Annotated in this window: 24 protein-coding genes and 1 other RNA gene; 11 read left to right on the top strand and 14 right to left on the bottom strand. The window is 55.1% G+C overall.

Annotation, left to right across the window (positions count from 1 at the left end; translation table 11 throughout):
• Positions 1-132: 132 nt before the first annotated feature.
• Positions 133-993, bottom strand: a complete 861-nt coding sequence (gene tesB, locus ABOC97_RS15595; protein WP_349599377.1) for an acyl-CoA thioesterase II — start codon at positions 991-993, stop codon at positions 133-135.
• Between the two features lie 342 nt (positions 994-1,335).
• Between tesB and ABOC97_RS15590 the strand changes: the two genes are divergently transcribed.
• On the top strand, positions 1,336-1,836 hold the full coding sequence (locus tag ABOC97_RS15590; protein WP_349599374.1) for a YbaY family lipoprotein: 501 nt from the start codon (positions 1,336-1,338) through the stop codon (positions 1,834-1,836).
• Between the two features lie 80 nt (positions 1,837-1,916).
• Here the strand turns inward: ABOC97_RS15590 and ABOC97_RS15585 are convergent, their stop codons facing one another.
• Complete coding sequence (locus ABOC97_RS15585) at positions 1,917-2,228, bottom strand: MGMT family protein (protein ID WP_349599371.1); 312 nt, start codon at positions 2,226-2,228, stop codon at positions 1,917-1,919.
• A gap of 164 nt (positions 2,229-2,392) precedes the next feature.
• Here ABOC97_RS15585 and ffs point away from each other — a divergent pair.
• From ffs to ABOC97_RS15570, 3 genes are all read left to right on the top strand, one after another.
• An RNA gene (gene ffs, locus ABOC97_RS15580) (signal recognition particle sRNA small type) lies at positions 2,393-2,489 on the top strand.
• A gap of 302 nt (positions 2,490-2,791) precedes the next feature.
• Positions 2,792-3,040, top strand: a complete 249-nt coding sequence (locus ABOC97_RS15575) for a hypothetical protein (RefSeq protein ID WP_234501923.1) — start codon at positions 2,792-2,794, stop codon at positions 3,038-3,040.
• Complete coding sequence (locus ABOC97_RS15570) at positions 3,037-3,252, top strand: hypothetical protein (RefSeq protein ID WP_234501924.1); 216 nt, start codon at positions 3,037-3,039, stop codon at positions 3,250-3,252. Before ABOC97_RS15575 ends, ABOC97_RS15570 begins: the two co-directional genes overlap by 4 nt.
• 88 nt (positions 3,253-3,340) lie before the next feature.
• Here the strand turns inward: ABOC97_RS15570 and yczR are convergent, their stop codons facing one another.
• Positions 3,341-4,765 carry a MocR-like transcription factor YczR gene (gene yczR, locus ABOC97_RS15565; RefSeq protein ID WP_349599367.1) on the bottom strand — a complete coding sequence of 475 codons (1,425 nt, stop codon included), beginning with the start codon at positions 4,763-4,765 and terminating at the stop codon, positions 3,341-3,343.
• Between the two features lie 89 nt (positions 4,766-4,854).
• Between yczR and yczE the strand changes: the two genes are divergently transcribed.
• The 3 genes from yczE (at position 4,855) to ABOC97_RS15550 (ending at position 9,805) form a co-directional block, all read left to right on the top strand.
• Entirely contained in the window at positions 4,855-5,469 is a 615-nt protein-coding gene (gene yczE, locus ABOC97_RS15560; protein WP_349599364.1) for a membrane protein YczE, read from the top strand.
• 75 nt (positions 5,470-5,544) lie between these two features.
• Positions 5,545-6,624: a LacI family DNA-binding transcriptional regulator gene (locus tag ABOC97_RS15555; RefSeq protein WP_349599362.1), complete on the top strand. Its 1,080-nt coding sequence runs from the start codon at positions 5,545-5,547 to the stop codon at positions 6,622-6,624.
• A 94-nt stretch (positions 6,625-6,718) separates the two neighbouring features.
• Complete coding sequence (locus ABOC97_RS15550; protein ID WP_349599360.1) at positions 6,719-9,805, top strand: beta-galactosidase; 3,087 nt, start codon at positions 6,719-6,721, stop codon at positions 9,803-9,805.
• Between the two features lie 15 nt (positions 9,806-9,820).
• On the opposite strand, the gene ABOC97_RS15545 is transcribed toward ABOC97_RS15550, so the two are convergent.
• Positions 9,821-10,654 carry a nickel/cobalt efflux protein RcnA gene (locus tag ABOC97_RS15545; protein ID WP_349599357.1) on the bottom strand — a complete coding sequence of 278 codons (834 nt, stop codon included), beginning with the start codon at positions 10,652-10,654 and terminating at the stop codon, positions 9,821-9,823.
• Positions 10,655-10,787: 133 nt separating this feature from the next.
• Between ABOC97_RS15545 and ABOC97_RS15540 the strand changes: the two genes are divergently transcribed.
• Positions 10,788-11,060: a metal-sensing transcriptional repressor gene (locus ABOC97_RS15540; protein ID WP_234501930.1), complete on the top strand. Its 273-nt coding sequence runs from the start codon at positions 10,788-10,790 to the stop codon at positions 11,058-11,060.
• Here the strand turns inward: ABOC97_RS15540 and ABOC97_RS15535 are convergent.
• The 5 genes from ABOC97_RS15535 to ABOC97_RS15515 form a co-directional block, all read right to left on the bottom strand.
• Positions 11,053-12,618, bottom strand: a complete 1,566-nt coding sequence (locus tag ABOC97_RS15535) for an EAL domain-containing protein (RefSeq protein ID WP_349599354.1) — start codon at positions 12,616-12,618, stop codon at positions 11,053-11,055. The genes ABOC97_RS15540 and ABOC97_RS15535 overlap by 8 nt on opposite strands.
• Before the next feature lie 94 nt (positions 12,619-12,712).
• Positions 12,713-13,372 (bottom strand): methionine ABC transporter permease, encoded by a 660-nt coding sequence (locus ABOC97_RS15530; protein WP_349599411.1) that lies wholly within the window; start codon positions 13,370-13,372, stop codon positions 12,713-12,715.
• Positions 13,369-14,160: a methionine ABC transporter ATP-binding protein gene (locus ABOC97_RS15525; RefSeq protein ID WP_349599352.1), complete on the bottom strand. Its 792-nt coding sequence runs from the start codon at positions 14,158-14,160 to the stop codon at positions 13,369-13,371. The genes ABOC97_RS15530 and ABOC97_RS15525 overlap by 4 nt, the downstream gene beginning before the upstream one ends.
• The gene (locus tag ABOC97_RS15520) at positions 14,157-14,963 is read right to left on the bottom strand and encodes a MetQ/NlpA family ABC transporter substrate-binding protein (protein ID WP_349599349.1); all 807 of its coding nucleotides are present in this window, start codon (positions 14,961-14,963) and stop codon (positions 14,157-14,159) included. Before ABOC97_RS15520 ends, ABOC97_RS15525 begins: the two co-directional genes overlap by 4 nt.
• A gap of 26 nt (positions 14,964-14,989) precedes the next feature.
• Positions 14,990-16,021 (bottom strand): isopenicillin N synthase family dioxygenase, encoded by a 1,032-nt coding sequence (locus tag ABOC97_RS15515; protein WP_349599346.1) that lies wholly within the window; start codon positions 16,019-16,021, stop codon positions 14,990-14,992.
• 282 nt (positions 16,022-16,303) lie between these two features.
• On the opposite strand from ABOC97_RS15515, the gene ABOC97_RS15510 reads away from it, so the two are divergent.
• Positions 16,304-16,567 (top strand): type B 50S ribosomal protein L31, encoded by a 264-nt coding sequence (locus ABOC97_RS15510; RefSeq protein WP_234501935.1) that lies wholly within the window; start codon positions 16,304-16,306, stop codon positions 16,565-16,567.
• Positions 16,567-16,707 carry a type B 50S ribosomal protein L36 gene (gene ykgO, locus ABOC97_RS15505; RefSeq protein WP_003859006.1) on the top strand — a complete coding sequence of 47 codons (141 nt, stop codon included), beginning with the start codon at positions 16,567-16,569 and terminating at the stop codon, positions 16,705-16,707. The genes ABOC97_RS15510 and ykgO overlap by 1 nt, the downstream gene beginning before the upstream one ends.
• On the opposite strand, the gene ABOC97_RS15500 is transcribed toward ykgO, so the two are convergent.
• The gene (locus ABOC97_RS15500) at positions 16,704-17,414 is read right to left on the bottom strand and encodes a GNAT family N-acetyltransferase (protein WP_234501936.1); all 711 of its coding nucleotides are present in this window, start codon (positions 17,412-17,414) and stop codon (positions 16,704-16,706) included. The two genes, ykgO and ABOC97_RS15500, sit on opposite strands and share 4 nt — an antisense overlap.
• A gap of 103 nt (positions 17,415-17,517) precedes the next feature.
• Here ABOC97_RS15500 and pdxR point away from each other — a divergent pair, with 103 nt between their 5' ends.
• Positions 17,518-18,972, top strand: a complete 1,455-nt coding sequence (pdxR, locus tag ABOC97_RS15495) for a MocR-like pyridoxine biosynthesis transcription factor PdxR (RefSeq protein ID WP_349599342.1) — start codon at positions 17,518-17,520, stop codon at positions 18,970-18,972.
• Here the strand turns inward: pdxR and ABOC97_RS15490 are convergent.
• The 4 genes from ABOC97_RS15490 to tomB all read right to left on the bottom strand — a co-directional run bounded on the left by ABOC97_RS15490 (position 18,947) and on the right by tomB (position 20,835).
• Positions 18,947-19,417 carry a YlaC family protein gene (locus ABOC97_RS15490; protein ID WP_234501938.1) on the bottom strand — a complete coding sequence of 157 codons (471 nt, stop codon included), beginning with the start codon at positions 19,415-19,417 and terminating at the stop codon, positions 18,947-18,949. The two genes, pdxR and ABOC97_RS15490, sit on opposite strands and share 26 nt — an antisense overlap.
• 104 nt (positions 19,418-19,521) lie before the next feature.
• Positions 19,522-20,076, bottom strand: a complete 555-nt coding sequence (gene maa / locus ABOC97_RS15485; protein ID WP_349599337.1) for a maltose O-acetyltransferase — start codon at positions 20,074-20,076, stop codon at positions 19,522-19,524.
• 140 nt (positions 20,077-20,216) lie between these two features.
• On the bottom strand, positions 20,217-20,435 hold the full coding sequence (locus tag ABOC97_RS15480) for an HHA domain-containing protein (protein ID WP_062773821.1): 219 nt from the start codon (positions 20,433-20,435) through the stop codon (positions 20,217-20,219).
• Between the two features lie 25 nt (positions 20,436-20,460).
• Complete coding sequence (gene tomB / locus ABOC97_RS15475; RefSeq protein WP_052283826.1) at positions 20,461-20,835, bottom strand: Hha toxicity modulator TomB; 375 nt, start codon at positions 20,833-20,835, stop codon at positions 20,461-20,463.
• Positions 20,836-20,955: the final 120 nt, after the last annotated feature.

Here is a 20,955-nt window from a genome sequence, read left to right as displayed (position 1 = left end):
AACGCCCCCGACCATCAAGGCCGAGGGCGGTTAAAATATCAAAAACCCGCTATCCGGTTAACCGTCATGCTGCTCCGCTTAAGTGAACGGCATTGTCCCATTGGGAGGCTTTTTTGTGCATGCGGGGGCGGGTTATCCGCGATTACGCATGACCCCTTCCTGCACCGTGGAGGCGACCAGTACGCCGTCCTGGGTATAGAATTCGCCGCGCACAAAGCCACGCGCGCTGGAGGCTGAGGTGCTTTCTACGCTATACAGCAGCCATTCATTCATGTTGAACGGGCGGTGGAACCACATTGAATGGTCAATCGTCGCCACCTGCATTCCCGGCTCCAGGAAGCCGACGCCGTGCGGCTGCAGCGCGACCGGCAGGAAGTTGAAGTCCGAGGCATAGCCCAGCAGATACTGATGGATATGCAGATCGTCCGGCACGGCACCGTTGGCGCGCATCCACACCTGGCGGCGCGGCTCAGCGGTGTGCCCTTTCAGCGGGTTGTGGAATTCAACCGGGCGGATCTCAATCGGTTTATCGCACAGAAACTTCTCGGCAACCTGCGGTGGCAGCAGGTGTGCCAGCGAGCGGGCGATATCCGTCTCAGATGGCAGACCGTCCGGAGAAGGGGCGGCCGGCATGGTTTTCTGGTGCTCGTAACCCGATTCTGGCGCCTGGAAGGAGGCGGTCATGTAGAAGATCGGTTTGCCATTTTGAATCGCAGCCACCCGGCGTGCGCTAAAGCTGTTACCGTCGCGCAGGACTTCTACATCGTAAATAATCGGCTTCTGGCTGTCGCCCGGACGCAGAAAATAGCTGTGGAACGAGTGGACTAACCGGTCGGCTGGAACGGTCTCTTTCGCCGCATACAATGCCTGACCCACGACCTGTCCGCCAAAGACCTGGCGCAGGCCGAGATCTTCACTCTGGCCGCGGAACAGACCTTCTTCAATTTTTTCCAGATTTAATAACGTCAGCAGATTCGATAGTGCCTGGCTCATTGGTACCCTCTATAATTTTACTCTCTTATACCCGTCATACTTCAAGCTGCATACGCGTTGGCTGCGTTCGTTCACCCCGGTCACTTACCCGAGTAAGCTGCTGGGATTCACTTGCTTGCCACCTTCATGCAACCCGAATTATTCAGGCTATAACGGCAGGTGAATGCTTCCATTATAACGTAATTTCGCGAGTGGTCCGATGGGTTCAATTATCTGAATAATGGGGTGTTTGCAGGCATTCATGTGAAATATGTGCCACACTGAAGCGGTTAAGTTTGTTAAAGCGTTGTCACTCAATTGAGAAAATTGGCTTAATTTGAGTGAGCAAAAAGGAGAATGCTAATGAAACTTGTGCCGATCTTAAGCGGTCTGGCGATTGCACTGGCCGTAGCAGGCTGTGCGCAGACGCACCAGCAAAGTCAGAATCAGACACCAGCACCAGAAGCAGCGGCCGCGCAGCAAGCGGTATCCGGGCCGAACGTCTCCGGTAATGTCCTCATCCGCCAGAAAGTGGCGCTGCCGCCTGATGCGGTATTAACGGTGACGTTGTCCGACGCGTCGCTGGCCGATGCACCATCGAAGGTGCTATCGCAGAAAGTTACCCGTACGGAAGGCAAACAGGCGCCGTTTAGCTTTGTGCTGCCGTACAACCCGGCTGATATCCAGCCGAATGCCCGTATCCTGCTAAGCGCTGCGGTGACTCTCAACGGCAAGCTGCTGTTTATCACCGATACCATTCAGGAAGTGATTAACCACGGCGGCACCAAAGCCGATCTGATAATGGTTCCGGTGCAGCAAACGCCAGTTCCGGTTCAGGACCCTGCACCCGTCCAGATTCCGTAATCTCTGGTGAAATAAAAAACAAATGCCCTCTATGTGAGGGCATTTTTTTGGCCTGAGCCGGTCAGAAGTAAAACGAAGCGTCAGTATTGCCAGCGGTATTTCTGCATATCAATTTGCCCACTCCCGGAAACCTGCACCCCATCGGCCAGTAGTGCCTGTTGCTGTCGTTGCAGGTCGGGACCGGTCAGCGAAATCGCACCATGGCGATTTACCACCCGGTGCCAGGGGAGCGTAGAACCTTCCGGCAAACGTCTGAGCACGCCGCCAACCTGTCTTGCGGCGCGCGGCGAGCCCGCAAGCCTCGCAACGTCGCCGTAGGTGGTGACGTAACCTTCTGGGATCGCGGCGACGATTTGCCATACGCGGTGCGGGAAAGAGTCTTGAGCGTCCATAGTGTATTCCTGAAGGCAGAACTCTCAGCATAATCAGACTGATGGTCGGTGTGAAGAGGGGATTGTGCAAGAATCCAGCAGGTAAAAGCGGATAGCTTGCAATTGCCTGGCTCAGCAGTGATAATGCGCCAGCGCGTTGGGAACAACGCTCTCAATGGGGGCCCTGTTGGTTCTCCCGCAACGCTACTCTGTTTACCAGGTCAGGTCCGGAAGGAAGCAGCCAAGGCAGATGACGCGTGTGCCGGGATGTAGCTGGCAGGGCCCCCACCCATTTGTACCTTCCTGATTTTTCAACCTTCCTGAATATTTCATTCCCACAATATAAATATGGTTATTTACATCTGCGTTTTGCGGCTATTCAATTAAACTTCATTAGCTTGTAATAATACTGTCATCTCTGTGTCATAAATAGTATTTAAATTAACATTAGGTATTCATATTGCTCAGAATGTTATAAATATATTTGTGGAATGTACCACTGGTTTGATGTATTAGTTATTACAGAAATAATACAAAAACCAATTTAGCCGCGTGAAAACGTGTCGCTACGGGAAGGGGTAAACATGACAGTCGCAGTGCTTAATGTAAAAATTGATGAGACAGTAAAAGAAGGACTTCGCCACTATGCCGAGGCTCACAGCCTGACGTTAAGTGCGGCGACTGAGAAGCTGCTGCAACTGGCGTTTGCAACAGAAGAAGAGGCGGGTGTATGTGAAGACGACATTGACAGCCAGCATACGGAAGAAGATGTTGCTCCATTTACGCCTAAAGAAATCAAAGCATTACGAAAAATCCTGAAGAAGAGAAAATGAAACAGCAACCTTCAATAGCTTGTAACTACGGTGAAGCCTGTGATTTGTTACGCTCGGGCTACGTAAAGCATGTTCTTCTGGACTGGAATGTGGGCAGCGATGAATTCTTTCGTATTGCCTCAGACTGGTGCGATACCGGTGCTAAGATTAAAAAAGAGGGAGAATCTTTCGTTATTTCCCTTAAAGGCTTTCCGATCCCTCCTCAGCACTAATATATAATTTCGCGTAGCTAAACTACGCAAAGTTATATATGACTCAGGCCAGCTATGTTATTGGGGACGTTGTTTTCCCTTGGTATGGTTAAATAATTTTGCGCATCTTATTGGCGCCATGCTGGCCTGCTAACGTCGCCCATACCGGCTGTAATGTAGTGAATGCGCGCCGTAGCGTATCGTCATCCAGGGTGAAAGGAATACGCAGATTGCGTTCCCCGCCGCCAGCCAAACTAAAACGCGTACCGACACCAAGATGAATCCCGTAGCCTTCAGCGCGGGCGGCAAAACGCGTGGCCATCATTTCCGGTAACTCAACCCAGAATGACAATCCGCCTTCCGGTAGAACAAACCGCCATTGGGGAAAATATTCCTGCATCAAATCGGCGCACATATCGCGCCGGGTTTTAAGCTGACGACGTCGTTCGGGCAGCAGCGACTCCTCATTTTCCAGCAGCCAGCAGGTTGCCAACTGCTCCAACAGCGGTGAGCCGAGATCGATAGTGTCGCGGGTCTGAATCAATGCCGCAATGGTACGCGATGATGCGCGGATCCATCCCAGCCGCAGTCCACCCCAAAAACTTTTCCCCGTCGATCCGACGGTAATGATCGGCGCGTCGCGGTTAAATGCGGCCAGCGGCGGCGGCGGCGGGGCGTTGTACCATAAATCGACCATGGTTTCGTCGACGACCAGCGTGGTACAGGTGCGGGCGGCCAGATCGGCGACAATTTGCCGTGTCGCGCTATCCATGCATTGCCCGCTCGGATTTTGAAAGTCGGGCATCAGATAAGCCAGACGCGGTGCGGTCTGGGCAATAATCGCCGCCAGACCATCGGTATCCCAGCCTTCATCGGGCAGCGGCAGAGCTACCGGGCGACAGGATGCGCCCTCAATGGCGGCAATTGCCAGCGGGTAAGTTGGTGTTTCTACCACCACGCGATCGCCCGGCCCGGTGAGATAGCGCAAAATCAGCGCCAGCCCGCTGACGGCACCGTTAACCAGCATGATTTCATCGGCGGTGGTTGGCAGGCCTCTTGCGCGATAGCGCTGGGCGATAGCCTCTCGCAGGACCGGCAGCCCATGCTGATCGTAACCAGTATGATTGAGGTAGCCGGGCAACATACCCAAGGCATGGCTATAGGCCTGGTGGATTTCAGCTCCAGCCGCCAGCGCGGCGGTGGAGAGATCCAGCGTAGGCGACGTGGACATGTGCGGTGCACGCGGGTTGAATTCAGCGGACAAACTGACCGTTGAACCGCTGCCCTGACGGCTTTGCACATAGCCTTCATCGCGTAACTGCGCCAGCGCGCTGGCGATAGTCGTTCGGCTGACCCCCAGCGCAGTAGCGAATTCACGTTCGCCCGGCAAACGGGTATCGAGCGGTAAGCGTCCATCCAGAATCAACAGCCGCAGCGCGTCCGTCAGTTGTCGCCACAGCGGCGTGGACGAAGGTTTTTCCTGCCAATGGCCCAGCAGGCGAACTAACGATTGGGTGGCGGAGCGTCGTAGCATTTGTGCAGTCCACTTTTTGAAAACTGGTCATTAATCATAATGCCATTTTTGTCGATGATGAAGCTATCAACCGACAGGCAGAGGTGCCAATGTTACGCCGACTGATTCAGCTTTACTTTGGGTTAACGCTTTATGGGGTGTCGACCGCCGTTTATGTCCGCGCCAATCTCGGGGCTGACCCGTGGAACGTATTCCATCTTGGCGTCGCCGGGCTGACGTCGCTCAATCTTGGACTGGTGATGATCCTCACCGGTGTCGCCGTGCTGCTGCTGTGGATCCCGCTGCGCCAGCGTCCCGGTCTTGGCACTATCAGTAATGTGATTGTCCTTGGGCTGGCGGCCGATGCGACGCTGGCGCTGATGCCGCCGCTGGAATCACTGTGGCTGCGCGCCGTGATGCTGGGAATGGCGGTGGTCCTGAACGCGCTGGCGACGGGAATGTATATCGGCGCGGGTTTTGGCGCAGGCCCACGCGACGGCTTGATGACCGGTATTCATGCCCGTACCGGTTGGCCAGTGCGCTGGATTCGCATGGCTATTGAGCTCTCGGTACTGGTGATTGGTACGCTGCTGGGCGGCACTTTTGGCGTGGGCACCGTACTGTATGCGCTGGCGATTGGCCCGCTGATTCAAATCTGCCTGCCATGGTTCCAGCTGCCGCGAGTGGCGCAGCGTCGATCAGTAAAGGTTGAACAACCCTCCTGATTTTACGAAGCGCTCACAGCATCAGGATTTTTTTCAGGTTACACTGCTGCTATCACGCCCGTAATCTGAAGAAGTATGAAAACGATAACGCTTTATGATGTGGCCCGCGTTGCCGGGGTTTCTTACCAGACCGTGTCGCGGGTCATTAACCAGGCCGCGCACGTTTCGCCGCGCACGCGGGACAAAGTGCAGGCAGCGATGCAGGAGCTTAACTATGTTCCCAATCGCGGGGCGCAGCAGTTGGCTGGTAAGGCAACGCGCGCACTGGGGCTGTTGACCACCGATTTAGCGCTGCACGCGCCCTCGCAAATCGCCTCCGCCGTTAAACGACGGGCGGGAGAAGTGGGTTTTTCGGTACTGATCTCGATGGTGGAAAGCCACGACTGGCAGGCCTGTTTAACCGCGCTGCAAGAACTACAGGCGCAGCGCGTTGAAGGGTTGCTGGTCAGCGTGCCGTTGGAGCGCGAGGTGGCCGAAGCGCTGGCCGCCGCCGCGCCGATGCCGGTGCTATTTCTGGATGTTGGAAATGATGCGCAGGTGAATAGCCTGGTGTTCGATGCCGAACAGGGCGCTCGCCTTGGCGTTGAGCACTTATTGGCGCTTGGACATCGGCATATTGCCTTGCTGGCAGGCCCGCAGACCTCGGTCTCCGCCCGGGCCCGGTTGTCCGGCTGGCAACGGGCGCTACAGCAGGCAGGCATTGAGCCCGGCGCGGTGGCTTTTGGCGACTGGAGCGCGGCTTCAGGCTATGAAAAAGCGCACGCTCTGCTCAATGAAAAGCCGTATCCGGACGCGGTGCTGGTGGCGAACGATCAAATGGCACTGGGTGTGCTGCGCGCCTGCGCTGAAAAAGGGATTCGCGTGCCGGGACAATTGTCGGTTATCGGCTATGACGATACTACCGACAGCGCCTGGTTTACGCCGCCGCTCACTACCATACGGCAACAGTTTAAAGAAGCAGGCCGACACAGCGTCGACTGGTTGATTGCTCAACCCGCGGCAGACAGCACCTCGCGACAGATGCGCCAGAGCGTTGAGCTGATCGTTCGTGGTTCGACGGCGGCAAAACAACCCGAGGCGTTGCAAGATGACGATCTCGCCCAGTGTCTGCAGGAACTGGCTGCGCGTGTCGCGAGACGATCGACTGATTTGTGATCTGACTCGCTTACTGTCGATCCGATCCTTTACCTCGTAACCCGATCGGCGCACTCTCAATGAAAATTGTGAGCGCTTCGCAACTGAGGTTACTATGCCGAATAATCCGTCTTTGCCCCTATCTGCTTTACTGGCTCGCCGTGACTGGGAAAACCCGTCGTTAACCCAGTGGCATCGTTTAGCTGCCCATGCACCGTTTAACAGTTGGCGAGCTCCACAACAGGCGCTGCGTGATGACGCGAGCCCATCACGCCAGACGCTTAATGGCAGCTGGCGTTTCAATTTTTTCAGCGCACCGGAAGCGGTGCCGGAAAGTTGGGTAGAGCACTGCCTTGCCGATGCGGTTGCCATGCCGGTGCCATCCAATTGGCAGATGCAGGGTTTTGATACCCCTATTTATACCAACGTCACCTATCCCATCCCGGTGACACCGCCGCAGGTTCCTGCACAAAACCCGACCGGCTCTTATTCACGGACATTTAGCGTTGACGCAGCATGGCTGGCGCAGGGACAAACGCGGATTATTTTTGACGGTGTGAACTCGGCATTTCATCTGTGGTGCAATGGGAAATGGGTGGGCTACTCGCAGGACAGTCGTCTGCCCGCAGAATTTGACCTGAGCGAGGTGCTGCATGCCGGGGAAAACCGGCTGGCGGTGATGGTATTGCGTTGGTGCGACGGCAGCTATCTCGAAGACCAGGACATGTGGCGGATGAGCGGTATTTTCCGCGATGTGACGTTGCTGCATAAACCCGTAACCCGGATTGCGGATTATCAGGTGACGCCAATCCTTCAAGACCGTTTTAAGCACGGCGAACTGCAGATTCAGGTAACGCTGGAAGGAGCTGACGTAGCGGCAACAACGGTTGAGGCTACGCTGTGGTGCGGCGAGCAGCCGGTGGCGAGTGGGCGTCAGATTCCGGGGTGCGGTGTCGTTGACGAGCGCGGCGGCTGGGCGGAAAGGGCAAATCTCACGCTGGCGCTGGCGCAACCGGCACTGTGGAGTGCCGAGACGCCGAATCTCTATCGTCTGGTGCTGACTCTGCTGGATGCCACCGGACAGGTGCTGGAATCGGAAGCCTGCGACGTCGGCTTCCGTCAGATAGAAATCAGCAATGGCCTGCTCAAGTTGAACGGCAAGCCGCTGTTGATTCGAGGCGTCAACCGCCACGAGCATCACCCGGAGCATGGACAGGCGATAGATGAAGCCACTATGCGTCGCGATATCGAGCTGATGAAACAGCACAATTTCAACGCCGTGCGTTGTTCCCACTATCCCAACCATCCGCTGTGGTACCGCTTATGCGACCGTTACGGGTTGTATGTGGTAGATGAAGCTAATATTGAAACCCACGGCATGGTCCCGATGAGCCGTCTGGCAGATGACCCGCGTTGGCTGCCCGCCATGAGCGAACGTGTGACCCGTATGGTGGCGCGCGACCGGAACCATCCTTCAATCATTATCTGGTCGCTCGGCAACGAATCCGGCCATGGCGCCAACCATGACGCATTGTACCGCTGGCTGAAAACCGCCGATCCGTCGCGCCCGGTGCAGTATGAAGGCGGTGGTGCAAATACTGCCGCTACCGATATTGTTTGCCCGATGTATGCCCGAGTCGATACCGATCAGCCGCATCCTACCGTGACGAAATGGGGGATTAAAAAATGGATTGGTTTACCGGATGAGTCGCGTCCATTGATCCTTTGCGAATATGCACATGCGATGGGCAACAGCTTCGGCGGTTTTGCGAAATACTGGCAGGCTTTTCGCGACAACCCGCGCCTGCAGGGCGGTTTTGTCTGGGACTGGGTGGATCAGGCGTTGTGCAAAACCGATGAAAACGGCGCCACGTTTTGGGCTTATGGCGGTGATTTTGGCGATACGCCAAACGATCGTCAGTTCTGCATGAACGGCCTCGTTTTCCCGGACCGCACCCCGCATCCGGCGCTGTACGAAGCGCAGCGGGCACAGCAGTTCTTTACCTTTTCGTTAGTCGAACACGCGCCGCTAACGGTGGAGATCGCCAGCGACTACCTGTTCCGCCATACCGATAACGAACGGCTGCGCTGGGCAATCAGCGTTGACGGCAACCGGCTTTCCGAGGGTGAAATTACGTTAGATATCGCCCCGCAGGGGACCCAGCGCGTGACGCTGCCATTTAGCGATTATGCGGCGCTGCGAGGTGCCAGTTTGTTGGATGTGGAGGTCTATCAGCCGCAGGCGACCGGCTGGTCGGCGGCTAACCATCTCTGTGCCTGGGAGCAGTGGGCATTGCCGACGGCGCTGTCTTTACCTGTCCCTGTGCCAGAAGGAGAGGCGCCACGGCTCTACGTGGAGGCGCAGGCGTTTGATGTTGTTCACGGCAATCAGCGCTGGCAGTTCAACCGCGAAACGGGCGAGCTGGCTCAGTGGTGGTGTGACGGACAGCCAACCTTGCTGTCACCCGTGCAGGATAACTTCACGCGCGCGCCGCTGGATAACGATATTGGGGTTAGCGAAGTGACGCGCATTGACCCGAATGCGTGGGTCGAGCGCTGGAAGGCGGCGGGGATGTATGCGATGACGCCGCGCCGGCTGTTGTGCCGTGCGCAAACGCGGGAACACAGCGTGGAAATAGAGACTCAACATAGCTGGGAGAACCAGGGGAAGGTGCTGTTTATCAGCCATAAATATTGGCATATCGACAGCCACGGTGTGCTGCATGGCGATGTGGATGTGCTGGTGGCGGAAGATATTCCGCACCCGGCCCGCATCGGTCTCGATTGCCAACTGGCGGCGGTTGAAGAACAGGTGAGCTGGCAGGGTTTAGGGCCACATGAAAACTACCCGGATCGCCGTCTGGCGGCGCGGCAGGGGCGCTGGACATTACCGCTGGCGGCGCTGCATACGCCGTATATTTTCCCTACGGAAAACGGTCTGCGCGGTGAGACTCGCCAGCTCGACTATGGCACTCATCGCTGGCAGGGAAATTTCCATTTCGGTCTCAGCCGCTATAGCCAACAGCAGCTTCATGAGGTGACGCATCACCATTTGCTGCGTGAGGAGGCGGGCTGCTGGCTGAATCTCGATGCTTTCCACATGGGGGTTGGCGGCGATGACTCCTGGAGCCCAAGCGTACTAGCGGAGTTTTTACTGCCGCAGCGCCGACTGCGTTACCGTTTTAGCTGGCAGCAGCTGTAAGCCTTACCCACGGCATCAGACTAATGCGCTGATGCCGTGCCCCATCATGTAGATCCCCACCGCAATAATCAGCGCGCCGGAGAACCACGGCACTTTTCGCGACAGTTCCCCAAACCCAGTCCAGCGTTTGCTTACATGCTTCAGGCTAATTGCGGCAATAGCTCCGGAGGCGACTAGCGTCAACGCGAGGCCAACGCTAAAGCTCAACACCAGCGTTGCACCCAGCGCGACATGTTTAAGCTGGAGACATATAAGCAGAATCGTTATTGATGCCGGGCAGGGGAGCAGCCCGCCGGTCAGACCGAACAGCATAATTTGCCCAGTGGTGACATTCTGCCCGGTGAATCGACGGTTGATCTCTGCGGCGTGGGCGCGCTGATGGGCGTCCTGCCAGTCAGCGTCAACCAGGGCACCGTGATGTTCATGATGTTCATGATGGCGTTCATGTTCATGTTCATGTTCATGTTCATGTTCATGTTCATGATGGTGATCGTGATGATCATGCGCGCGCGAACCTTGCCAGGTACGCCATAACATCCACAGGGCGATGGCAATAATGATCCCGCCAGAGAGCAGCTGAAACCATGGCTCGGCGGTTTGCGCATCCCAGCCCCGGCCAAACCACATTCCTGCCATGGCGATAACCCATACCACTACGGTATGCGATAGCGTGGCCGCCAGTCCCAGTAAAATAGCCTGTTTAAGCGTGCCGCGAATGGCAACGATAAACGCGGCCATCATGGTTTTTGAGTGTCCAGGCTCCAGGCCATGCAGCGCGCCAAGCAAAATCGCACCGGGAATAAAGAACCAGGCATTGCCCTGTTGTAAGAGTGTAGTGAAGTCGGTCATGAGAGACGATCCTTGCTTAAAGTGAATTTACTATACTCCCACCCAGTACATAACTACTACCCCCCAGTATAAAAATACGCGACGACCGCGACCCGTGATATGCTTGCGCAGGAGTTAAGAACAGGATCCTGCTATGTCACATACCGTACGACACAAGAAGATGTTATTGACGCGCCTGAAGAAAATTCAGGGGCAGGGCGTGGCGCTGGAAAAAATGCTTAACCGTGAGCATGAATGCGCTGAGGTGTTACAGCAGTTGGCGGCGATTCGCGGCGCGGTAAATGGCATGATGTTGCAGGTGATTCAGGGACATCTCACCGATCACGTGGTGAAAGAGCCCGAAGAGATCCAGCGTGAGGCCGATCTCGAGGTGGTGATGCAGGTGATTAAATCCTATCTCAAGTAGTGTGCGTCCGCAGGTTGTTCTCCGCCCAGATGATGAAGGCTTCCTTCGGCAGGGCTTTACTGTAAAGCCAGCCCTGGCCGAACTGCACGCCGTGCTCGCGTAACCAGGTCTCCTGGCAGGACGTTTCGATACCTTCCGTCACCACGTTAAGCTGCAATTTTTTCGCCATTTCAATGATATACGGTGTCACCTGCGCGTACTCCAGCGCATCAACGAACGATTTATCGAGCTTTAAGGTATCCACTTCCAGATCTTGCAGGTAGCGCAGGCTGGAATAGCCGGTGCCAAAATCATCAATGTAAACGGCATGACCAGCGTTGCGATAGGCTGCGATAGCGGGCAAGGTAGTTTTTGGGTCGGCAAAACCGCGTTCAGTCAGCTCCAGCGCAATTTGTTGTGGCTGAACCTGCCAGATTCTGAGCTGCTGATGCAGGAGGGTTTGCAGCATCACCGAGTGAAAATCGGCCACCGACAGGTTAATGGAGACGTGTATCTCCGGATGCAGGTGCAGCCACTTGCCGAGATCGCGAAACACCATTTTCACCACGTTTTCCGTCAGATGAGTGATGAGCCCGGTTTGTTCGGCCAGTGGGATAAAAATATCCGGCGACAGATAGCTGCCGTCGGTCTGTTTCCAGCGCGCCAGCGCTTCACAACCCACCACTTTGCCGTCGGTCAGTGAGACGATGGGCTGATAGTTTACGCTAATCTCAGCATTATTCAGCGCATCCAGCATCCGCTGACGCGGGGATTGCAGACGGCGCAGCACACGCCAGATAAGCCAACTTGCCAACAGACTCATCAGGATACCTATCGGCATCCAGATAACCAGTTGATGGCGCAGGCGTTCAGATAACGGCAGAGTGGAAGACCAGGTGAGGATGGCGACCTGCAGTTCAGGATAATGGCGTACCGTATAAACGATATTGTTTTCGGTTAGCGTTTCCAGACGTCCGTTTCTGATGCTTAGCCAGGCGTGTTCATCGAGGGGGGCGCTGCTGGCGAGAACCCGATTGGTGAAGGTACTGATCAACGCCACCTGAGTCGGGGAGTTGGTAAATGGAATCACGTCAATTAACGACATAGGGTCGATAATCACCATGTGATGATCGGAGGCAAAGGCGGCCATAAAACGGTTGATGCCCAGATCGTTTTTTTCGGTGTACCAGGCGCGATAGCCGGAGGGCAGAATGCGATCGGGTTTAGGGAAGGTAAAATAACCGCCGTTACTTTCAAGGGAAGAACATTGCGCCGTCAGCCCATCGATGTAGAGCACTTCCTGAATATAGCGCCAGGCGTAGGAGAGGCGACGCATTTCCTGAAGATGGGCCGGGCTACAGCCGATGACCTTCATGGCATCCATCTGCGTTAAGGCCTTTTTCACCTGAGCAACCACCTGCTCGCTGCGGATAAGTACGCGGGAGGCATAGGTTGCTTGCTCATCCATAAATTGCCGATGGGCTTCACGCTGAGCAAGCCAAATACTCAAGAGCGTTGGGACGAGTATCGCCAGAATAAGCACGCCGGTTATCAGACTGACCTGATGTCGAGTTGTCACTGCCAGTCCTTATTCTGGGAGATGTATGACAAGTATACCCGACAATGCATGTGCTTATTATGGGAAATCATTTTCAGGCGCTCAGGTAGCCCACTCAGCGTCTGTGCGCCAGCGCTCTGACCAGCCGATCGCCGCCCATCTGGACGCCTTGCACCATGAGGACGAGGATTAACACCGTGCCGACCATAATTTGATCGTTGAAGCGCTGATAACCATAGCGAATCGCCAGGTCGCCCAGCCCGCCGCCGCCGATAACCCCGGCCATCGAGGAGAAACCGATCAGCATTACCACCGTTAGCGTGGTTGCTGCCAGTAATGCGGGAAGCGCTTCCGGCAGTAACGCTTTGGTGATGATGTGCCAGACATTCCCGCCCATTGAGAGCACGGCTTCGATACGCCCGTAGTCCACTTCATCCAGTGCGCTTTCCGTCAGACGGGCGAAAAATGGAAACGCGCCGATAGTGATTGGCACAATCGCCGCCGTGCTGCCGAGCGTCGTGCCGACCAGCAGGCGGGTAAAGGGGATGAGGGCAATCAGCAGCACGATAAACGGCAGCGAGCGGCCGGTGTTGATAATGGTCCCCAGCACTGCGTTGACCCGCGGCATCGGCATCAGCCCGTGGCGGCGGGAAAGAAACAGCAGTACGCCAAGCGGCAGACCAATCAGCACGGTGAACAGGGCCGCCAGTCCCACCATGTAAAGCGTATCCAGCGTGCCGTCGAGCAGCAACGGCCATAAATCTTCCCAGCTCATGCGACTATGCATAGGTGTCTCCTGTCCAGACCGTGGCGGGCAAGGAAGCGACGTTCTTCATCACCATCGCCGAGTAAAATATCCCGCAGACGTGACCAGGGCGCGGCCAACAGGTCGGCGATTTTACCGCTTTCCTGCAATTCGCCACCTTCCAGTAGCGCCGCGTGATCGCAGAGATTTTTGACCACTTCAAGCTGGTGGGTGATAAGCACAATCGTCAATCCCAACTGGTGGTTAATGGTCTCCAGCAGCGCCAGCACGCTGGCGGTGGTTTCGGCATCCAGTGCGCTGGTGGCCTCATCGCACAGCAGCACGTCTGGGTCTGCGGCCAGCGCGCGGGCAATGCCCACGCGCTGTTTTTGCCCGCCGGAAAGCTGCGAAGGAAAGGCTTCCGCTTTGTCGGCCAGCCCTACCAGCGCGAGCAGCTCCGCCACTCTTTGTTGCCGCTTCGCCTTTGGTACGCCAGCGATTTCCAACGGTACCGCCACGTTGTCGGCGACGTTACGGGCGTGCAGCAGATTGAAGTGCTGAAAAATCATGCCGGTGCGCAGGCGATGGGCACGTAGACGCGCCTTATCGAACTGCACGATATCTTCACCGTTGAACAGAATGCGGCCCGCACTGGGCCGCTCCAGTAAGTTCAGGCAACGAATCAGGGTACTTTTTCCCGCGCCGCTGCGCCCCAGTATTCCGTAAATCGCTCCTTTCGGAACGGTAAACGAGACGTCGTTGAGTGCCGGTTGGCCGCTCCCGGCATAGTGCTTACTCAGCCCTTCAATAACTATCATGATTTCGGCGCGCTAACCGGAATGACCGAGCCGTTATAGTGCTGGCGAATAAATTCAGCGACCTGCGGCGAAGTCAGATCTTTAGCCAGCTCTTTAATTCGCGGATCGTTGGCCAACTGTGGATTCGTCACCAGAATATTGGCGTACGGGTTGTTGGTGGCGCTCTCCAGCCCCAGCGCATCTTTAGCCGGGGTCAGCCCTGCTTCCAGTGCGTAGTTGCCGTTGATAACTCCCAGATCAACATCATCCAGGGAACGCGGGATCTGCGGTGATTCCACTTCGAGAATCTTCAGTTTATGCGGGTTCTCGACGATATCTTTCGGTGTGGCGAGGGTCGTTGCCGGGTCGGTAAATTTCGCATCCAGCTTAATCAGCCCTTTGCTCTGAAGCAGGAACAGCGCGCGGCTTAAGTTGGTGGTGTTATTAGGCACTGCGACGGTGGCACCTTCTGGCAGCGATTGCAGATCTTTATGTTTACGCGAGTAGATCCCCAGCGGCTCAATGTGCACGGTGGCGGCGACGGCAAAGGTTTTACCCAGCGCTTTTTCCTGATCTTTTAAATACGGCACATGCTGGAAATAGTTGGCGTCAACGTCGCCATTGGCCAGCAGTTCGTTGGCGTTGACGCCGCTGGTTAGCTCAACGATTTTCAGATCGAGCTTTGGATCCTGTTTTTTAATAAAGTTGAGGATCTCGGCGTGTGGCACCGGATCGGCGGCGATGCGTAGCGGTTCGGCAGACGCGTTCCAGGCCAGAGAAAGAGACAATGCAATTCCTGCCAGTTTAAATGCAGCATGTTTCATGTTGTGTTTCCTTATTAGAATGGGGGTCAGGCAATCAGTTGTTCACTGCGCGCGCGCAGTACGTCACGGTAATAGCGTTCAGCCACGTCGGGATGCGAACGCAGGCGGCCTTTCAGGTAGTTCCAGCCAACGTCACGCAGCAGCGGATTTTGCGGATCGCTTTGCGGCCCGTTGGCTTCACGCGCCAGGGCTTCAGGCAGCGAGTACACCGGCACCACGGCATCAAGCTGCGCGCCAAGGAAGAAGGCAATGGAAAGCCGCTGTTGGTTATCCGGTGGCGAAACCACGCGGTGAACGGTCGCCCGCAGATAGCCGTTAGTCGCCAGTTCCAGTAGTTCGCCAATATTGACCACAAAGCTGCCCGGCAGCGGTTTGGCGTCAATCCACTGGCCGTCGCTGACCTCCACCTGCAATCCTTTTTGTTCGTCTTGCAGCAGGAAGCTCAGAAAACCGGAATCTTTATGCGCGCCCACACCCTGGGTGCTGCTTTGCGTCTCTTGCTGCCCCGGATAGCGGATCAGCTTGATATGTTCATTGGGTTTTTCGCCGTACAGAGTGTCAAAGGCTTCCGGTGGAAGCTGTAATGCCTCAGCAAAGGCGCGCAGCAGGGTCATCGCCATTTCAGTCATCGCGCGCTGCCACTGCAGCAACACTGGACGCAGCGTGGGCAATGATTCCGGCCACAGATTTGGCCCCTGCAATTGAAGCCAGCGTGGGTCGTGTTCGCGTAAAGAAACGGCCTGGCGTTCAGCGCCGATATCAAACTGTTCCCGCCAATCCGGCTGGCCGCGCGTCAATTCTGCCGCGCTGCGGTTGTAGCCGCGAAAATGTGGGGAGTGAATCATCGCCACCTGCTGTTTTTGTTCGTCGGACAGGGCGAAAAAACGGCGGGATTCGGATTGCAGCGACTGCTGCAGAGCATCGTTGATACCGTGATCGGTTAGATAGAAGAAGCCAACATCGCGAGCCGCGTGACGAAGCTGCGCTAAAAACGCGTCACGTTCAGACGGCTGGTGGTACTGCGCAAGGCTCAGAATAGGCAGAGTGGTAAGGCTCATCATGTTCTCCGTTTTGCAGATTTATGCTGGGTAATTCAGGCGGTGCGAATGCGGGATGACAACAACAGCGCTGCATGGGATATCTCCTTTGGGTTGATAACCACAGCCTGCCTGATTGCAAAAATCGGCTCCAATAACGTTAATTTCTAATTTATGTTCGCGCGGGGGTCTGAGCTTTTGCGAAAAATGGCAATAGAGAAACCCTATGAAACGAAGGGTTGTAATGTGGCATTTGACGGCGTATCGTAGTTGTTATGTTATAACATATTAATCGAGGGTCAAATGAAAGCGAATATCCATCCCCATTACCGTCCTGTCGTGTTTCATGACACCAGTGCTAATGAGTATTTTACCGTGGGCTCAACCATCAAAACCGACCGGGAAATCGAGCTGGAAGGGGTGACATATCCGTATGTCACGATTGATGTGTCGTCCAAATCGCACCCGTATTACACCGGTAAACAGCGTACCGCGTCGACAGAAGGCAGCGTGGCGCGTTTCACCCAGCGTTTTGGTCGCTTTGTTGACGTAAAAAGAGGTTCATGATGCAGGTATTAAACTCACTGCGCAGTGCAAAACAGCGTCATCCGGACTGCCAGATAGTCAAACGCAAGGGGCGTCTGTACGTTATCTGCAAATCTAACCCCCGCTTTAAGGCCGTGCAGGGGCGTAAGAAACGCCGCTAAGCGCTGGCTTTACGTAATGTTTCCAGGGATTGGCGCTGCTTGCCGTCGGCGGTAAAGTTGTCGACGGCAAGCCATTTCTCAAATACCTGATTAAGTGCAGGCCACTCGCTATCAATGATAGAAAACCAGTCGGTGTCGCGATTATGGCCTTTAATCACCAGCGCCTGGCGAAAACGACCTTCAAACTGAAAACCTAAGCGCAGCGCTGCCTTGCGTGACGGTTCGTTAAAGCTATTACACTTCCACTCGTAGCGACGATAGCCCAGTGTTTCAAAGGCATAGCGCATCAACAGCCATTGGGCTTCCGTGGATGCCGGTGTGCGGCTCAACAGTGGGGAAAAGTGCACGTGGCCCACTTCCATTACGCCGTTATTCGGGTCAATACGCATCAGCGCGAGGGAGCCAACCGGCAGCTGCGTGCGCGTATCAATCACCGCAAACTGGATGGGATCCTGCAATGTTTCGACGCTGGCAACCCACTGGCGATACTCTTCCACTGAACTTTCCGGCTCGCGCAGCAACCACGTCCAGCCGCGGGTGTCCTCTGCCTGCTGGTGGGCGGCAAACAGCGCATCGGCATGCTTGAGGCTTAGCGGCTCCAGGCGGCAATAGCGGCCTTCCAGCGTCACGCGCTGCGGATGTGGGCGCGGCTGCCAATCTTGCAGGGCATCGCCAATTGACTGACCAAATTGATTAAGCTGACTCATAACCTCTCCTTGGGGAAATAAATAATACGCTGAGCGTAGATGCTTACTGGTTCCATAAAAAGTGCCATCAGAGTATCTTTTTATGGTGCCACAAGGAGACAAGATGAATATTCCCGACGATCCCTTTTTCGCTATGCTCGCGCGTTCGCTACAGGCACGTGCCGGTGAAACGCTGCAACGTAGCCTGTACAGCACGCTGAAAGAGGCGGTTATGCAGGGGCAACTGCAGGCGCAAAGTTGGCTCCCCGGCTCGCGGGTGATGGCGCAGCGGTTGTCTGTTTCACGAAATACGGTAAATGCGGCGCTGGAACAACTGGCGATGGAAGGGTATTTGCGCCGGGATCGCCGTGGCTCCCGTGTGACCACGCTGCCGCAGCCGCCGCAGGGGCGGGATTGCCCAGAAATGAGCGCTGCCTCATTATCATCGCGCTTGCAGGCCCTGCCGCCGGTACTGCCGCGTGATACGCCGCCGCTGCTGTTTGCTCCCGGCACGCCGGCCATCAACTATTTTCCTCTCCCGCTGTGGCGGCGGTTGCTTGACGGCGTTCTGCGCGAAGAGGGAAGTCGTTTATTGGGCTACGGGGATTCGGCAGGGGAATGGCCGCTGCGAGTTGCCATTGCCCGCCATCTGGCACTTTCGCGCGGAATCGACTGCGATGCCCGGCAGATTGTTATTACCGAAGGGGCGCTGGAAGGGGTGAATCTGTGTACCCAACTGCTCAGCGAGCCAGGGCAAACCGCCTGGGTGGAGGAGCCGGGCTATTTCGGTGCGAAAAGCGCTTTTATCTCCGCCGGGCTGCGGCTTGAGGGCATATCGGTCGACGAGGAGGGGATGCAAATCGACCGTGATTTACCGACGCCTACGCTGATCTTTACCTCGCCGTCGCATCAATATCCTACCGGTAGCGTGTTAAGCGCCGCACGAAGGCTGGCCCTTCTGGAGTATGCCCGCCAGCATAATGCGTGGATTGTCGAGGATGACTACGACAGTGAGTTTCGCTTCAGCGGTGAGCCTATTCCGGCGATGCGCGGTATGGCGAGCAATGCGCCAGTCGTCTATCTGGGGACCTTCAGCAAGACGCTGTTTCCGTCGCTGCGCATTGGATTTATGGTGTTACCGCCCGCGCTAGTCGAATCGGCACAGCCAGCAATCCGCGCGCTGCTGCGCGGCGGGCATCGTGCTGAACAGTGCGCGCTGGCCCGTTTTATTGAAGAGGGGCACTACACTCGTCATCTTGCCGCCATGCGGCGTCTATATCGAAAACGACAGTCGCAGCTACATGAGGCTCTGGCACAGGAGCTCACCATACCGCATCGCGTGATGGCGGGAGAAGGGGGACTACACCTAACGGTGGTGATTGAGGGGATTGACGATGTGGCGCTTGTTCGCCTGGCGCACCAGCATCAACTGGCCCCCAGCGCGCTGAGCACCTTTTATCTCAACCGCCAGCACGCCCGCTCGGGGCTGGTGCTGGGGTATGGTAATACGTCGGCGTCACAGTTTGCGACGGCAATCCGCACGCTGCAGCGGCTTATTGCGCAGCTTCAGAACGGGTAAGGCTGAAAACATCGTAGAACGACAGCTCACCTTTGGTGGAGACCATTTTTTGCAGCTGCGTTTTGGACTGACCGTCCACGCGGCTGGAGTTTAGAATACGCTCAATGAGCTGCGGTGGAACAAACCGGGTGTTGTACCATTCGCCGTTGTAGCAGACGCGGAAATCGAGCACGTCGATATCTTCATAGCGGTAGCGTGGGTAAACGTCGAAAAAGAAGAAGCCGTTAAGCAGAATAAACATCAGCCAAAGCAGCCAGACGGAATCTGCTAGCGTATCGGAACGCATCATCACCACCAGGGTCGCAAAGAAGGCGAGATACATGGCGATGAACAGGCCGGGATGATTGCGGATAAAACTGATACTAAAGCGCGGGCGGTTGTCGCGCTTTTCAGTGGTATTCAATTCATCAATGGTTTGCGTGAGTAATCGCTGGATCTCTGACATCTTAAGCTCGGCAACGGAAGGCGGAATAGCCTATTCTATGTTGCATTAATCCACACGGAAAGTAACAGATCAGTTGCAAAAAAGCATAACAGTCAGTAACACGATCAGCTCACCATTTTGATTATTTTCGCCGGATTACCGCCGACGACGGCATTGGCAGGCACATCTTTAACGACCACCGCACCGGATGCAATCACCGCATTATCACCAATTGTCACGCCGGGATTAATAATCGCCCGCCCGCCAATCCACACGTTATTACCGATAGTAACGGGTTTACCATATTCCACGCCGCTATTGCGCTCATCGGCATTGAGTGGGTGTGTCGCGGTATAAATATGTACGCCAGGCGCCAGCATGCAGTTATCGCCGATATGAATCGGACAAACATCTAGCATAACGCAATCAAAATTGGCGTAGAAATTGGTGCCAAGGTAGATGTTATAACCGTAGTCGCAGCGAAATGTCGGCTCAATATAGGCGTCATCGCCTTTACCTAATAGTTCGCTGAGTAGCTGCGCGCGTACGGCTTTTTCATCCGGAGCCGTATGGTTATAGCGGTGGATGAGATGCCTGGCGCGTACCCGGTCCATTTTTAGCGTATCGTCAGCCGGGCGATAGAGTTCGCCGGCAATCATTTTGCGTTTTTCTGTGCTCATGGGAGCCTCCGTATACAGGAAGCCACTACCATAAAAGGCTATTAACGTTTTGGGAACGTTCCCGAATTGTTGTTGTGATAGTAATCACAGTTATAGGTCAAACAGGAAAGATGAACCTTACACTCATAACGGAATAAAGATTAGCGAATGAACTTCCATACGGTTGGCGGGATTTTGTCGTACAGCTTATTCATGGTCAATTCAGCCAGACGATGATCGGCTGCTGAGTAAAATACCGCCAATTCATTATCGGAAAGTTCATATTTATTTTTTTCAATTACACGTTCTAACGTATCAATTGACTGACAGCGTCGTAGACGCATCAAATAATCAGTTTTAGTTAATGGTTTATCAGACATAATTCACCCATTGATTGTAATAGTTTTAACAAGAAAGGCTAACAGGGTTAGCACGGCTCACGTTGACAAAACAGCGAAAGAGTTTGTTCCCTGACTTTCGCCATTTTTGAAGATCATCGCTATTAATGCCGTAGTTGCCGAACAGCATGAAAGTATCATCCAGATATTCGTCAATCTGTGCAATCAGTTTATTATCTTCATCGTACTTAATTTTATAATTAAGTGCGAACGTTGCGATATGTTCTATCAGCTCATTAAGCTGCAGGTTGACTGCCGAGGTCGGGTCATTTACCCAGCCATGGTTGCTCTCTTCCAGCGTGGCAAGACTGTCATGATACAGGGTTTCACAAAGAAACTTAAGCTGTGCGATATCATGTCTTTTTGGTGAGTATTCGTCCATAACGCATCCCCCTGATCGTAGTACAAATAGCAAATACCGGTGCGGGATGGGTACTACTGGTTAACCGGAAACATGCACATGTCCCCGATCTGCTGTAACTATAATCTACTCTGGAACAGA

This window comes from Kluyvera huaxiensis (genome assembly GCF_040149365.1).
GTDB classification, from domain to species: domain Bacteria; phylum Pseudomonadota; class Gammaproteobacteria; order Enterobacterales; family Enterobacteriaceae; genus Kluyvera; species Kluyvera intermedia_A.
This window is presented reverse-complemented; position numbering and strand designations above follow the sequence as displayed.